At 63.3% G+C, this 14,408-nt stretch carries 10 protein-coding genes, 1 tRNA gene and 3 riboswitches; of the genes, 7 read left to right on the top strand and 4 right to left on the bottom strand.

Annotated elements, in window-relative coordinates:
- The first annotated feature begins 228 nt into the window (after positions 1-228).
- Complete coding sequence (locus BLW71_RS16635) at positions 229-1,296, top strand: HAD family hydrolase (protein WP_091797915.1); 1,068 nt, start codon at positions 229-231, stop codon at positions 1,294-1,296.
- Between the two features lie 81 nt (positions 1,297-1,377).
- On the opposite strand, the gene BLW71_RS16630 is transcribed toward BLW71_RS16635, so the two are convergent.
- The 3 genes from BLW71_RS16630 to BLW71_RS16620 form a co-directional block, all read right to left on the bottom strand.
- On the bottom strand, positions 1,378-2,388 hold the full coding sequence (locus tag BLW71_RS16630; RefSeq protein ID WP_091797913.1) for a sodium:calcium antiporter: 1,011 nt from the start codon (positions 2,386-2,388) through the stop codon (positions 1,378-1,380).
- A gap of 96 nt (positions 2,389-2,484) precedes the next feature.
- Positions 2,485-2,660, bottom strand: a riboswitch (yybP-ykoY riboswitch).
- 161 nt (positions 2,661-2,821) lie between these two features.
- Entirely contained in the window at positions 2,822-3,343 is a 522-nt protein-coding gene (locus BLW71_RS16625) for an outer membrane protein (RefSeq protein WP_091797910.1), read from the bottom strand.
- 397 nt (positions 3,344-3,740) lie between these two features.
- Positions 3,741-3,816 (bottom strand) — tRNA-Arg (locus BLW71_RS16620).
- A gap of 275 nt (positions 3,817-4,091) precedes the next feature.
- On the opposite strand from BLW71_RS16620, the gene BLW71_RS16615 reads away from it, so the two are divergent.
- Positions 4,092-4,991: a c-type cytochrome gene (locus BLW71_RS16615; RefSeq protein ID WP_091797907.1), complete on the top strand. Its 900-nt coding sequence runs from the start codon at positions 4,092-4,094 to the stop codon at positions 4,989-4,991.
- Between the two features lie 168 nt (positions 4,992-5,159).
- Here BLW71_RS16615 and BLW71_RS16610 read toward each other — a convergent pair whose 3' ends face one another.
- On the bottom strand, positions 5,160-7,250 hold the full coding sequence (locus BLW71_RS16610) for a UvrD-helicase domain-containing protein (protein WP_091800949.1): 2,091 nt from the start codon (positions 7,248-7,250) through the stop codon (positions 5,160-5,162).
- 320 nt (positions 7,251-7,570) lie between these two features.
- Here BLW71_RS16610 and BLW71_RS16605 point away from each other — a divergent pair, with 320 nt between their 5' ends.
- The 5 genes from BLW71_RS16605 to gcvP all read left to right on the top strand — a co-directional run bounded on the left by BLW71_RS16605 (position 7,571) and on the right by gcvP (position 14,327).
- Positions 7,571-8,620 (top strand): oxidoreductase, encoded by a 1,050-nt coding sequence (locus BLW71_RS16605; RefSeq protein ID WP_091797904.1) that lies wholly within the window; start codon positions 7,571-7,573, stop codon positions 8,618-8,620.
- 194 nt (positions 8,621-8,814) lie between these two features.
- Positions 8,815-9,165 (top strand): YdgH/BhsA/McbA family protein, encoded by a 351-nt coding sequence (locus tag BLW71_RS16600; RefSeq protein ID WP_091797901.1) that lies wholly within the window; start codon positions 8,815-8,817, stop codon positions 9,163-9,165.
- Positions 9,166-9,312: 147 nt separating this feature from the next.
- Positions 9,313-9,395: riboswitch (glycine riboswitch) on the top strand.
- A 43-nt stretch (positions 9,396-9,438) separates the two neighbouring features.
- Positions 9,439-9,593: riboswitch (glycine riboswitch) on the top strand.
- Positions 9,594-9,673: 80 nt separating this feature from the next.
- Positions 9,674-10,792 carry a glycine cleavage system aminomethyltransferase GcvT gene (gene gcvT / locus BLW71_RS16595; RefSeq protein WP_091797898.1) on the top strand — a complete coding sequence of 373 codons (1,119 nt, stop codon included), beginning with the start codon at positions 9,674-9,676 and terminating at the stop codon, positions 10,790-10,792.
- Positions 10,793-10,936: 144 nt separating this feature from the next.
- Entirely contained in the window at positions 10,937-11,317 is a 381-nt protein-coding gene (gcvH, locus tag BLW71_RS16590) for a glycine cleavage system protein GcvH (RefSeq protein ID WP_091797895.1), read from the top strand.
- A 73-nt stretch (positions 11,318-11,390) separates the two neighbouring features.
- Positions 11,391-14,327: an aminomethyl-transferring glycine dehydrogenase gene (gene gcvP / locus BLW71_RS16585; protein WP_091797892.1), complete on the top strand. Its 2,937-nt coding sequence runs from the start codon at positions 11,391-11,393 to the stop codon at positions 14,325-14,327.
- Positions 14,328-14,408 lie beyond the last annotated feature (81 nt).

Genomic DNA, 14,408 nt, shown 5'->3' with positions numbered 1-14,408 from the left:
CAATACTAGCAACGTTTCCGGCAATTTCAGAGATAAATTTGTAACGCTGCCGAAGGGCTAGGCGAAGCGGGGAGTCGTCCGGCTTGCTGATTTATTCAATGGATATTCGTGCCGAAGGAGCGGGCTCCGCTGTCACCGAAAAAATCTCGCAAGGGCTGCAATAAGCGCCTTAGCCCATTAGACTGGCGCTCGCTCCAGATTCGACCCACCGTTTTCGATGAGGCTTTCATGATTCGCTCGCTGCACCGGTACTGCATCGCCTTCACCGTCGTACTTCTCTCCGCTTGCTCCGTCACGCCGCGCCAGGATGGCGGCGAATCGCAGGCCGGCGCAGCGACGGCCGCGACGTTGGCATCATGGAACGGCACCAGGGCCAAGCGCTCGATCGTCGATTTCGTCACGCTCGTGACGACACCGGAGTCCAAGGACTTCATCCCGCGCGCCGACCGTATTGCCGTGTTCGATAACGACGGCACACTGTGGCCCGAGCAGCCGGCCTCCGTGCAGCTGGTGTTCGCGCTGCAACGTGTGAAGACGGTGGCCGGACGGCATCCGGAGTGGAAGCGTCAGGAACCGTTCCGCTCGATCCTCAAAGGCAACCTCAGGAATGTGGCGGCAAGCGGCGACGCCGGCTCGATGCGGCTACTGGCCACGGCGCACGCAGGCATGACGAGCGAGCAGTTCGCCGCGCTCGTGCACGAATGGTTCGATTCATCGAGCGACCCGCGCTTCAACCGTCCTTATGCCGATCTCGCGTATCAGCCCATGCTCGAATTGCTTGCCTATCTGCGCGCGAACGGCTTCAAAACTTATCTGGTGACGGGCGGCGATGTCGAGTTCGTCCGCGAGGTGGCTCAGCGCATGTATGGCATTCCGCCGGAGCAGGTGATCGGCAGCACCGTCAAATACCGGTACAGCCAGACCAACGGCGCAATTTCGCTGACGCGCCTCGCGCAAGTCGACACGCTGGTCGACGGCGCGGCCAAACCGCTTGCCATCGATCGCGTGATCGGCCGACGTCCGGTGATCGCGTTCGGTAACGCGGATGGCGACGCGCCGATGCTCGAATGGACTTCGGCAGGTGACGGCCCGCGCCTTGCCGCGCTCGTGCATCACACGGATGCGGAACGCGAATACCAGTATGACCGCACGTCGAAGAGTGGCAAGCTCGACAAGGGTCTCGACGAAGCCGGCGCAAAGGGCTGGCTCGTCGTCGACATGAAAGACGACTGGAACACCGTGTTCAGGCCAGCCAGCGCAACGACATCAGCAGCAGCGGGCGCGCCGGCCCATTGAGCCTGAAGCGAGAAAAGCCGCCGGTGCGCGGCCTTTCCCGATTGCTTCACCTGCCGCTCGTTGACGCATTGAGCCGCGCGGCTAGCGCGTCAGCGTAATGGCCAGATACGTGACGTACAGCACGCCGCAAACCAGCAACGCCCACACCGGCACGCCGCGCTCGCGCACATTGATGCGCAGCCAGGCCGCCGCGGCGAGCGTGATCACGATGCCGGTCACCACTTCGATGCGCGGCGTCCACGGGGTCAGCAGAATGCCTATCGCGGGCAGCAAGGTGCCCTGGAACACCATTGCACCGGTGATATTGCCGAACGCCAGCGTGTCTTTGCCGCGGCGAATCCACAAAATGCTGTTGACCTTCTCAGGCAGTTCGGTAGCGATCGGAATGATCAGCAGCGAGAGCAGCAGCGGCGACACGCCGAGCGCCTGCGAGACGCCGCGCACCCCGTGGATGAAGCCCTCCGCGCCCCACACCAGCAACGCGACGGCCAGCGCCAGCTGCACCACGATCGTGGCCATGTTGGTCGGCACGCCGAGGCGCGAGATCAGCATCTTGCCCGGCGCTTCGGTGCCGTGACCGGCATCGACCAGATCATTCGACGCGCGGAAAGTCATCACCACATAGGTGACATACACCCCGACCAGCGCCACGCTGAAGAGCGCACGCACGAGCATCCGCTCGTGCGGCACGTACATCGCCGCGGCGGCCAGCACGAACGCGCACAGGAAATAGTTGAGGTCGCGCGTGAAGCCCGAGCGCTCCGGCGCGACCCAGCCGCTAGCGCCGCGCGAGCCGAGGATCGCGAGCGTCATCAGAAAGGTGGAGAGGGTGGAAAGCATTAGCGGCGCGCCGAGAATTGCGCCGACGCCGATCTCCTGATTGACCGCACTATCGGTCGTGCCGCCGGCGATCGCCAGCAACGGCACGAGAGTCTCGGGCAGAGCCGTGCCGACGGCGGCGAACAGCGAACCTGTCACGCCTTCGGAAATCTTGAGACGTTCGCCCAGGTGCTCGAGCGCGTTGGTGAAGAGTTCGGCCGCCAGCAGAATGACGACCAGCATGACTGCGAGTTCGAGCAGGAGACTGGTCATGCGCGTTTCCCTTCAAGCATGGAGAGGCAGCGGCGCGGCGGACGGCCAAGCGGGAAGACTGGCAGGGCAAAACGAGGTATCACGGGACAACTCCGCGGTCGGACGTAGATGACAAACCAATGACGCACCGCCACCCGTCCGACCAGAACGAGGCAGTACGTCAATGGTCTCGCCAAACCGACCCGGTCGAACGCGCCATGACCGAAAGGCCAAGTATGTTGACGCGCTCTCCTTCAATGGATGAAGGAAGGCTACTCCCCAGTGACCGGGGGATTCTAACGGCAGGGGACGCTTTCAACAACCTTGTTGCAGCGAGAGGCAGCCGGGGTGGCGCGGCACCTCGGAGCTTTGCCCGGTTCGGTGCGGCTTTGCGGCAAGAGCGCAGGAAATGCGATGTTCGATGAATTTGCCGCCCGGCCGCGAGCCGAACGGGTCAATTGAAGTGATACTGCAGTCCGATTGTGAAACTGTTATTCGTTCTTTTGGTGCCGTCGCAATTGCCGGTGTCGGTTGTCCATTCACCTACCGCGCTTACGTGCTTGGCAAATTTATATTCGACGCCCAAACCCCAATGGAAGCGTGTGTCCGGATCGTCGCCAGTAAACCCAATGCGGACATAAGGCAGAATCTGGTTGAACGGCATGCCGAATTTCGCATCGATTCCGGCGTCTTTATAGGTTGTCGAGCCGTGATGTAAATCAGCAAAAGCCTCGGCGCCCACTATGAACCGTTCGACGTCGAAGTTATATCCAGCCGTGAAACCCGGAAAAACCGTAGTGTGCGATGGCTTGTTGATGACGCCGGAAGCATCGGAATTATTCACACCCACCTTGAAGCCCAGATAGGGACCGGCAAATTGGCTTGCCACCGTGACAGGCGGAACCGATTGCGCGTGCACGAGATTGGATAGCATCGTGATCGATGCGATTAAAATCAACCGGGCTATTTTGTACATGACCTGCAAAATAAAACAATGGGCGCGCGGATGGCTTCGCAATGCCTTTATTAATTAGGGAAGCGATTGTTGAATTACCGCTTATGGAACATCCACGCGTTATACGATTTGGATGGTCAACGCATGCTAATTAAACGGATAGGCTGGGGCAATTGGAAATTTCAGAAGACGGACGTTTATATGTCTGAATCTGAATTGACGAACAGTAAGCTACAGAGATCTTGGGATAATTCTGTCGACGCGGATGAGATCGTGGACGGCCGGCAGTGAGCGTATCTGTGGCTTATGTGCGGCTTATCGGCGGGATTGCGGCGCCCGGAAGACATCGCAAGACGGTGGAAAAACAAAAAGGGCTTGGCGCACACAGCGCAAGCCCTTGATCGAGATCGACTCTTTATGGTGCGCCCGGCTGGGATCGAACCAGCAACCCCTGCCTTCGGAGGGCAGTACTCTATCCATTGAGCTACGGGCGCTTCAACACGAAAGCGCGGCAACCAGAATGGATGCGACGCCAAAGCGAGACCGAAAGGATACCCGGTTTCAGCCATACCGTCCACCGGACGGCCTGAATGGCGGCACACGGCGCCTTCCGGCCGACCCTCGCGATGCGGGTAAACGCCTGCTGAACAGCTCGCCGCGCCCCTCGCCGCCGTCGAAATCTTGCGTCTATAATCGTCCGTGGCTGATTTGAGAACAAGAAGTTGCCGTCACGCTGTACCGCTCACATACCCACGGAGACGAGACAAGCATGAGCGAAGCACCACACGGAGCCCCGATCAAAACCCCCGGGCAGCTCGTCGCTGCGATCATTGCCAGTTTTGCGGTACCGATCGTCATCATCGTTCTGCTGGCCGTCTACGTCGATAACTCGACGCGCACCGGCGCCGGCACCGACTCTCTCTCCGAAGCCGAGGTCACCGCCCGCATCAAGCCATTCGCCCAGGTCGACATTCGCGACGCCAATGCGCCGCGCGTCTACAAGACCGGCGAAGAAGTCTACAAAGCCGTTTGCTCCGCTTGTCACGCATCGGGTGCGGCGGGCGCGCCGAAATTCACCAATACCGCCGACTGGGCGCCGCGCATCGCGCAGGGCTTCGACACGCTGCTGCACACGGCGCTCGCCGGCAAAGGCGCAATGCCGCCGCGCGGCGGCACCAGCCCGGACGACTACAGCGACTTCGAAATCGCCCGCGCAGTCACCTATATGGCGAACAATTCCGGCGCGAGCTTCCCTGAACCGGCCCAACCGGCGGCGGGCGCCGCGGCGGCATCCGGTGCAGCAGCAGCCGCGGCTCCGGCCGGCGCTTCTGACGCAGGCGCGGCCCAAGCCGCCGCGGCCATGGCCGCGATGGCCAGCGTGCCGCAAGCGGCCGCACCGGCGGCCGGCGGCACGCAAAGCGCGGATGCCTCGCAAGCCGGCAAGGCGCTGTATCAGCAAGTCTGTCAGGCCTGTCACGCGGCAGGCGTACTGAACGCACCGAAGTACGGCGACAAGGACGCCTGGGCGCCACGTCTGAAAGAACCCATGGACACGGTCTATAACTACGCGCTGCACGGCAAGGGCGCGATGCCCGCGAAAGGCGGCTCGAATGCCTCGGACGCGGACGTGAAGGCCGCCGTCGACTACATGGTCAGCGCGGTGAAGTAAGACGAACGACGGCGTCTGCCAGGTCGTAAAAAATCCCTGCCCGCGGTGACGCGGTGCAGGGATTTTTTTATCGGCCATCGCTGAAGCGCGCTACCCAGGTGCCCGATTTCGACACTCACTCACGCGCGCTGAACGCGCGTCTCTTGCCTCGGTATTCGCGACACTCGCTCAAGGCTTCTGCAACAGCGCCTTCAAACTGGCAAGCCGGTCTTTCGGCGACATCGGCGCTTCTTCGGGCGTCGGCGGGGGAGCGTCGTCGAGCAGCATTTCGGGAATGAAGCGCGACGGCTCGCACACCACCGTTTCTCGCGCGCGCTTGCGCTTCTTGCACCAGTTCAGATGCAAACTGCGCTGCGCACGCGTGATCGCGACGTACATCAGCCGGCGCTCTTCTTCGATGCGCGCGTCGTCGATCGGCTCGTCGTCGGGACCGCCGCGATGCGGCATGATGCCTTCTTCGACACCAACCAGAAACACGTGCGGATACTCCAGGCCCTTCGACGCATGCACCGTTGAGAGCCGCACCGCGTCGGGATCTTCCTCGCGGCCTTCGAGCATCGACATGAGCGCGACGGTCTGGATCAGACCGAGCAGATTCTTGCCAGTGTCGCCGAGACCGTCGGCGGTGTCGTAGCCGGTGGCTTCGTCGGCCGCGGCGCCCGTCGGCTCAGCCTTGGTGCCTTTGCGCTTCAGCCACTCCATGAACTCAAGCACGTTCTGCCACTTGGACTGCGCCTGACGTTCGTCGAACGCGTCGTACAGATAGGCTTCGTAGTGGATGGCGTCCATCAGTTCGTCGAGCAGCGTGCCGGCGGCGTCTTTCTCGGCGCGGTCGGTGAGGCGCTGCATGAAGTCGCAGAACACGCGCATCGGTTCGATCTGCCGCGGCGACAGACGCGCCTCGATGCCGCCCATGTACACCGCTTCGAACAGCGACACCTTGGCCTGTCCTGCGAACGAGCCGAGCGCCTCGAGCGTGGTATTGCCGACGCCGCGGCGCGGCGTGGTGATCGCGCGGATGAACGCGGGGTCGTCGTTCGCGTTGGCGATCAGACGCAGATAGGCGCAGATGTCCTTGATCTCGGCCTTGTCGAAGAACGATTGGCCGCCGGACAGCACATACGGAATCCGCTCACGCCGCAACACCTGTTCGAAGATGCGCGCCTGGAAATTGCCGCGATACAGGATCGCGTAGTCGCGGAAATTCGCGCGGCGCTCGAACTTGTGCGCCGACAGGCGAAACACCACGGACTCGGCCTCGTGTTCTTCGTCGTTGCACGGCGTGACGGTGATCGTGTCGCCCATGCCGTGTTCGGACCACAGCTTCTTTTCGAACAGCTTTGGATTGTTCGCGATCACGTTGTTCGCGGCCGTCAGAATGCGCACCGTCGAGCGGTAGTTCTGCTCCAGCTTGATCAGATGCAGCTTCGGAAAATCTTTGCTGAGCTGCCCGAGATTTTCGAGCGTCGCGCCGCGCCAGCCGTAAATGGCCTGATCGTCGTCGCCGACCGCCGTGAACGCCGCGCGCTTGCCGGCCAGCAGTTTCACCAGTTCGTACTGACAGGCGTTGGTGTCCTGATATTCGTCGATCAGCAGATAGCGCAGCTTGTTCTGCCAGCGGTCGCGCACCTGTTCGTTCTTCTCGAACAGTTCGGCGGGCAGGCGGATCAGATCGTCGAAATCCACTGCCTGATAGGCATGCAGCGTCGCCACGTAATTGCGGTAGACAATCGCGGCCTGATGCTCGTCCTCGTTCGCGGCAATGGCAATCGCCTGCTCGGGCATGATCATGCCGTTCTTCCACAGCGAGATGATCGACTGGATCTTGCGGATGAAACCCTTGTCCGTCGAGCCGACCTGTTCCTGGATCATGCCGAAGCAGTCGTCCGAATCCATGATCGAGAACTGCGGCTTCAGGCCGACGTGTTCCGCTTCCTGCCGCAGAATCTGCACGCCGAGCGAGTGGAAGGTGCAGACCGTCAACTGATTGACGGGCACTTTGCGGCCTTCCTTGCCGGGCGTGGTGAGCGTCTTGCCTTCGAGCAGCTTGCCCACGCGCTCGCGCATTTCCAGCGCGGCCTTGTTCGTGAATGTGACGGCGGCGATGTGGCGCGGCTCGAAGCCTTTGGCCTCGATCAGATGCGCGATTTTCTGCGTGATCACGCGCGTCTTGCCGCTGCCTGCGCCGGCGAGCACGAGACACGGACCGTCGAGATAACGGACCGCTTCATTTTGAGCGGGGTTCAGGCCTGCGGACATCGTCTGTGGATGGGTGATGCGGTTAAAGCGGCGGTTGAGGGCGCGGTGGCGAAACGCCGGCCGAAGGCCCGGGGGCATGCTGCGCGGCGCCGTGCCGGAACAGGCGCCCCGCACGGTGCGGAGGGTGTTCTGGCCCGCTTCGCAAACGCGCGAGAGGAGCGATGTTAACACGGATGCACGCAACCAATGCCCGCGCCCCATGACAGCCGTCGGCATCACGACGACGCTGCCGATCCACCTTCAGGACATGCCACAATTGCGGTGTTGCGCGCCGCCGCCACGGTGGCAAAGCGGCGCGCCGTTTTTGCAGGAAGACACGCATGTCCGCATCGCTGAAGATTGGATTGATGGGTTACGGTTTCGCCGGCGCGACCTTTCACGCGCCGGTAATCGCGCACTGCGGCCGCGCGAGCGTCGCGGCCATCGCCACGAGCCAGCCGGAGCGCGCGCTCGCCGATTATCCGCACACGAAGGTGGTGGCCGACCTCGACGCGCTGCTCGCGCTCGACGACATCGACTGCGTCGTGATCGCCACGCCGAACGACACGCACTTCGAGCTGGCGCGCCGCACGCTGGAAGCGGGCAAGCACGTGGTGGTCGACAAGCCGGTCACGCTGAACGCCGCCGACGCCCGCACGCTGGCCAACATCGCACTCGCCCGCTGCAAGCTCTTCATGCCGTTTCACAACCGTCGCTGGGACGGTGATTTTCTGACCGTGCGCGATCTGCTCGCGAGCGGCGAATTGGGACGGATCACGCAATATGAATCACATTTCGACCGTTTCCGGCCGGAGGTGCGGCAGCGTTGGCGTGAAGAAGCGTCGCGAGGCGGCGGTCTGCTGCTGGACCTGGGGCCGCATCTGGTCGACCAGGCGTTGGCCCTGTTCGGCACGCCGCAGAGCGTGTCGGCCACCGTGCGCACGCATCGCGACAATGCCAGCGCGCCTGACTACGTGCATATCCAGCTCGGCTACGGTGAGTTCGAAGTGGTGTTGCACGCCAGCGCGTTGACCGCGCTGGTCGCGCCGCGCTTCTCGATTCACGGCACGCGCGGCAGCTATGTGAAAACCGGGCTCGACACGCAGGAAGATCAATTGAAAGCCGGCCTGCGGCCCGGCGACGAAGGCTTCGGCGCGGGCAATGCGGCCGGGTTGCTGCGCGTGCTGGAAGGCGATCAGGAAGTCGAGCGCGAGCTGCCGACGCGTAATGGAGATTACGTTGGCTTCTATATCGCCGTGGCCGACGCCATCCAGAACGGCGTGAAGTTCCCGGTCAGCGCTCAGGACGCTGTGGACGTAATGACAATTATCGAACTCGCCGCCCGGAGTTCTGAAGAAGGCGTCCGGCTGCCGTTCGAGCGCGTTCGCTGACCCGTTTGCCCGCGCGTCGAAACGCCTTGTGTACCTAAAACGGCACTTGTCGCCTCCGCGCGGGCCACGCTCCTGACAGGCCCGAAAGGAACATAACGTTACAAATAAGGCCGTGCCGCCAGTCAGCGCGCTCCGGCAGTCAGCCGTTGCTACCCAAGTAGCAAGACAAAACGACTATGACTTCCGGAGAGTTCATGCCCCGTACTATCCGCGCGCTCGCCGCGTGCGCCCTGCTCAGTTCGCTCGCCGCCTGTGTGGTGACGCCTCAACCCGCGCCAGCACCGCGCCCCAACCCGCAGCAGATCGCGGATCAGCGCCTGCGCCAGGTCGACGGCCGCATCGAGAATCTCAGCCGCCGTATCGACAATCGCGTGAATCAGGGCTATTACCCGCCCCCGCAAGGCGGCGCGCTGCACCATCGTCTCGATGTGATCCGTCAGGAAGCGCATGACATGGCCGCGCAACACGGCGGTGGCCTGTCCAGCGACGAACAGCGCGTGCTGAATCAGGAACTGGACAACGCGGCACACGCCATCGGCGAATAATCGCGCGCTCAGGCGCCGAAGCAGTGCAAGCGCGGGCATCGCGTCCCGCGCTTTTTTGGCGAGGGCAAGACGCCGCGTCAACCGCCGTGCCGCTCGCGGGCCCAGATTTGACAAGCCCCCGGCCCTCGCGTACATTCGCCGCACGCGTCGGGAGAGCGCGCTGGCCGCGGGAAACCGCAGGCCGCGCCGCCGAAGGGGCACACCCGCAAACTCTCAGGCAAAAGGACCGACCGCGTCGAAGAACCCGCGTTGAACCAAGCTCAGCGCACAGGTTTTTCGCACTCTGGAGAGCGGCAGTAGCCGTCTGCGTCGTTATAAATCGAGCGGATCTGGCAGGCTGCCCACCGAAGGGGCGCGCGTTTCACCGTGACGAATTCACATTCTCACGGCAACGCAATCTCTCAGGTATCGAGGACAGAGGGGCCATGCAACGCATCGCTCGCAGCTAAAAGGCCGCGAGGCGTAGCGCCGCATGGCCTTTTTTGTTTCGCGAGATGCCCGAGGCCCCATGACCGAACTCAAACACACCCCGCTCAACGCCACCCATCGTGCGCTCAATGCCCGCATGGTCGATTTTGGCGGCTGGGACATGCCCGTCAACTACGGCTCGCAGATCGACGAACACCGCGCCGTGCGCACCGACGCCGGCATGTTCGACGTCTCGCACATGTGCGTCGTCGATTTCACCGGCGAGCGCGTGCGCGCCTTCTTCGAATATGCGCTGGCCAATAACGTCGCCAAGCTGCAAACGCCCGGCCGCGCGCTGTACTCCTGTCTGCTGAACCCGAACGGCGGCGTGATCGACGACCTGATCGTCTATTACTTCGGCGAAGATCACTTCCGCGTGGTCGTTAACGCCGGCACCGCCGACAAAGACATCGCCTGGTTCGGCCAGCTCAACGCCGAAGGCAGCTTCGGCCTGACCATCACGCCGCGCCGCGACTACGCGATCGTCGCCGTGCAAGGCCCGAATGCTCGCGAAAAAGTCTGGCAAACCGTGCCGGCCGCGCGCGCCGCCACCGAAGCGCTGAAGCCGTTCAACGCCGCCCGCATCGAAGACACGCCGTTCGGCGAATTGACCGTAGCCCGCACGGGCTACACCGGCGAAGACGGCTTCGAAATCATCGTCCCCGCAGATCACGTCGAAGCGCTGTGGAACGCGCTGCAAGCGCAAGGCGTGCGCCCGGCCGGACTCGGCGCGCGCGACACGCTGCGCCTCGAAGCCGGCATGAATCTGTACGGCCAGGACATGGACGACAACGTCTCGCCGCTCGACGCCGGCCTCGCCTGGACGGTCGACCTCACCTCGCCGCGCGACTTCGTCGGCAAGGGCAAGCTGGAAGCGGACGGATCGCAGGCCGCGTTCGTCGGCCTGATCCTGCTGAAGGACAACGGCAAGGCAGCAGGCGTGCTGCGTGCTCATCAGAAAGTCGTCACGCCGCAAGGCGAAGGCGAAATCACCAGCGGCACGTTTTCCCCGACCATGCAGGAATCGATCGCCTTTGCGCGCGTGCCGAAAGGCGTGCAGCCGGGCGACACCGTTCACGTTCAAATTCGTGACAAGAACGTTCCCGCAAGCGTGGTAAAACTGCCGTTCGTGCGCAACGGCAAAGTGCTCGCGGTTTAAGCAAGCCGGCGCGTGCGCAAACCTTCACAAGAAAACGCCGGGCCGCCCCAAGTTTTCTTGTTCCCCTCGGGGGAACCTGGCGCGAAGCGACAGGTTTGGGGGCCCTTTAAGTCATTACCGAATCACACCGCATAGGAGCATCCGATGAGCATCCCGGCCGATCTGAAATACACCGAATCGCACGAGTGGGTCCGCACCGAAGCGGACGGCACGCTGACGGTCGGCATCACCGACCACGCGCAGGAAGCGCTCGGCGATATCGTCTTCTTCGAAGTCCAGGAACTGGGCAAAACCGTGACCGCTGGCGACACCGTCGCCGTGATCGAATCGGTGAAAGCCGCTTCCGATATCTACGCGCCGGTCTCGGGCGAAATCATCGAAGCGAACACGGCCGTGGCCGACACCCCGGATTCGGTCAACACGACGCCGTACGAAAGCTGGCTCTTCAAGATCAAGCCGGCCGCGGACGCCACGCAAGACCGTCTGATCGACGCCGACGCGTACACCAAGTCGATCGGCGCCTGATTCACCTTTACGTTTAACCCGATTGGTGCGGCGCGTCCCTCGCGCAGAGATAGCCGCACCGCCAGGAACACCCATGAAGCTCGAACACCCGGATCGTCTGATGAACCGCACTCCTCTCTCGCTCGCCGCGCTCGAAGTGCATGACGCCTTCGCCGAACGGCACATCGGCCCGGATGCGGCCGACCAGCACGCGATGCTCGAAGCCCTCGGCTTCGCGTCGCGCGCCGCGCTGATCGACGCCGTCATTCCGAAGACGATCCGCCGCACCGAAACGCTGCCGCTCGGCCCCTTCGCGCAACCGAAAAGCGAAGCCGAAGCGCTCGCCGCGCTGCGTGAACTCGCGGACAAGAACCAGGTGTTCCGCTCGTATATCGGGCAGGGCTATTACAACGCGCACACGCCGACGGTGATCCTGCGTAACGTGCTGGAAAATCCGGCGTGGTACACCGCGTACACGCCGTATCAGCCGGAAATCTCGCAAGGCCGTCTGGAAGCGCTGCTGAACTTCCAGCAGATGATCGTCGACTTGACGGGTCTGGCGATCTCGAATGCGTCGTTGCTCGACGAAGCAACCGCCGCCGCTGAAGCGATGACGCTGCTGCAGCGCATCGGCAAGCCGAAGTCGAACGTGTTCTTCGTGGCCGACGACGTGCTGCCGCAAACCATCGAAGTGGTGAAGACGCGCGCCACGCCGGTCGGTATCGAAGTCAAAGTGGGCCCGGCTGAGGAAGCGGCGAACGCGAATGCGTTCGGCGTGCTGCTGCAATACCCGGGCGTGAACGGCGACGTGCGCGACTATCGCGCGCTCGCCGAAGCGATCCATGCAGCGGGCGGCCACGTGGTGGTCGCCGCCGACCTGCTCGCGCTGACCGTGCTCACGCCGCCGGGCGAATGGGGCGCGGACGTGGCCGTGGGCAATACGCAGCGCTTTGGCGTGCCGGTCGGCTTCGGCGGCCCGCATGCGGCTTACCTCGCTGTGCGCGACGAATTCAAGCGTCAGATGCCGGGCCGCCTCGTCGGCGTGACCGTCGACGCACAAGGCAACCCCGCGCTGCGTCTCGCGCTGCAAACGCGCGAACAACATATCCGCCGCGAGAAGGCCACCTCGAACGTGTGTACCGCGCAAGCGCTGCTCGCGATCATGGCCAGCATGTACGCCGTCTATCACGGCCCGCACGGCCTGAAGACGATCGCGCTGCGCGTGAACCGGATCGCCGCGTTGCTGGCCGAAGGTGCTAAGCAACTCGGCTATACGCTCGTCAACGAAACGTTCTTCGACACGCTCACCTTCGAAACCGGCGCACGCACGCAAGCGCTGCACGACGCAGCGATTGCGAAGCGCATCAACCTGCGCCGCGTGAGCGACACGCAAGTCGGCCTGTCGATCGACGAAACCACGTCGCGCCGCGATCTGGCCGATCTGCTCGAAGTGTTCGCGCAAGCCGCGGGCGCGAAAGACATTCCGCAAGTCGACACGCTCGACGCAAAACTGGCCGCATCGAACACCGCATCCGTGCCGGCCGCGCTCGAACGCACCAGCGCGTACCTCACGCACCACGTGTTCAACCGTCATCATTCGGAAACGGAAATGCTGCGCTATCTGCGCAGTCTGTCGGACAAGGATCTCGCGCTCGATCGCTCGATGATCCCGCTCGGTTCGTGCACGATGAAGCTGAACGCGACCTCGGAAATGCTGCCGGTCACGTGGCCGGAATTCGGCCAGATCCATCCGTTCGCACCGGCTGAGCAAACCGTCGGCTACCGCGAAATGATCGATCAGCTCGAAGAAATGCTGGTCGCGGCCACCGGCTACGCGGCCGTATCGCTGCAACCGAACGCCGGCTCGCAAGGTGAGTACGCGGGCCTCCTGATCATCCACGCCTACCACGCGTCGCGCGGCGAAGCCCATCGCAATGTCTGCCTGATTCCCGCTTCGGCGCACGGCACCAACCCGGCGTCGGCACAGATGGCCGGCATGCAGGTAGTCGTGGTTGCCTGCGACGCGCAAGGCAACGTCGATATCGAAGACCTGAAGAAGAAGGCCGATCAGCACGCCGACAAACTCGCGGCGATCATGATCACGTACCCGTCCACGCACGGCGTGTTCGAGCAGAACGTGCGTGAAATCTGCGAGATCGTGCACGCGCACGGCGGCCAGGTCTATGTGGACGGCGCGAACATGAACGCCATGGTCGGTCTGACCGCGCCGGGCCAGTTCGGCGGCGACGTCTCGCACCTGAACCTGCACAAGACGTTCTGCATTCCGCACGGCGGCGGCGGACCGGGCGTCGGTCCGGTTGCGGTCGGCGCGCATCTCGCACAATTCCTGCCGAACCAGATCTCGTCGGGCTATGAACGCGCGCCGAACGGCATTGGCGCAGTGTCCGGCGCACCGTACGGCTCGGCGTCGATCCTGCCGATCTCGTGGATGTATATCGCGATGATGGGCGCGAAGAACCTCACCGCCGCGACCGAAACCGCGATCCTCAACGCGAACTACGTCGCGAAGAAACTCGCGCCGCACTATCCGGTGCTGTATTCGGGCCCGGGCGGACTGGTCGCGCACGAGTGCATTCTCGATCTGCGTCCGATCAAGGAAACCAGCGGCATCACCGTCGACGACGTCGCCAAGCGTCTCGCCGACTACGGCTTCCACGCGCCGACCATGAGCTTCCCGGTGCCGGGCACGCTGATGGTCGAGCCGACCGAATCGGAATCGAAGGAAGAACTCGACCGTTTCATCGAAGCGATGATCGCGATCCGCGAGGAAATCCGCGCAGTCGAAGAGGGCCGCTCGGACCGCGAGGACAATCCGCTGAAGCACGCGCCGCACACGGCGGCGGTGGTCATCGCGAACGATTGGAAGCACGCGTATGCGCGCGAAACCGCAGCGTATCCGCTGCCCACGCTGATCGCGAAGAAGTATTGGCCGCCGGTCGGGCGCGCGGACAACGTGTACGGCGACCGCAATCTGTTCTGCTCCTGCGTGCCGATCGCCGACTACGAGTAAGCGGACCGCTGCCGCGCAGCGCCCGCTGTCTCGAAAAGAGGCGGCAGGGCGCTGCGCGGTTCTCCCCTGAGTTCTCTGTCG

It is taken from the genome of Burkholderia sp. WP9 (genome assembly GCF_900104795.1).
Classification (GTDB): Bacteria; Pseudomonadota; Gammaproteobacteria; order Burkholderiales; family Burkholderiaceae; genus Paraburkholderia.
Note: the sequence above shows the minus strand (reverse complement) of the source record. Positions and strands in the feature narration are given on the sequence as shown.

Excerpts from the sequence above, each read along its gene's own strand:
- BLW71_RS16635 (WP_091797915.1), top strand. The coding sequence starts at position 229 with ATGATTCGCTCGCTGCACCGGTACTGCATCGCCTTCACCGTCGTACTT.
- BLW71_RS16630 (WP_091797913.1), bottom strand. The coding sequence starts at position 2,388 with ATGACCAGTCTCCTGCTCGAACTCGCAGTCATGCTGGTCGTCATTCTG.
- BLW71_RS16625 (WP_091797910.1), bottom strand. The coding sequence starts at position 3,343 with ATGTACAAAATAGCCCGGTTGATTTTAATCGCATCGATCACGATGCTA.
- BLW71_RS16615 (WP_091797907.1), top strand. The coding sequence starts at position 4,092 with ATGAGCGAAGCACCACACGGAGCCCCGATCAAAACCCCCGGGCAGCTC.
- BLW71_RS16610 (WP_091800949.1), bottom strand. The coding sequence starts at position 7,250 with ATGTCCGCAGGCCTGAACCCCGCTCAAAATGAAGCGGTCCGTTATCTC.
- BLW71_RS16605 (WP_091797904.1), top strand. The coding sequence starts at position 7,571 with ATGTCCGCATCGCTGAAGATTGGATTGATGGGTTACGGTTTCGCCGGC.
- BLW71_RS16600 (WP_091797901.1), top strand. The coding sequence starts at position 8,815 with ATGCCCCGTACTATCCGCGCGCTCGCCGCGTGCGCCCTGCTCAGTTCG.
- gcvT (WP_091797898.1), top strand. The coding sequence starts at position 9,674 with ATGACCGAACTCAAACACACCCCGCTCAACGCCACCCATCGTGCGCTC.
- gcvH (WP_091797895.1), top strand. The coding sequence starts at position 10,937 with ATGAGCATCCCGGCCGATCTGAAATACACCGAATCGCACGAGTGGGTC.
- gcvP (WP_091797892.1), top strand. The coding sequence starts at position 11,391 with ATGAAGCTCGAACACCCGGATCGTCTGATGAACCGCACTCCTCTCTCG.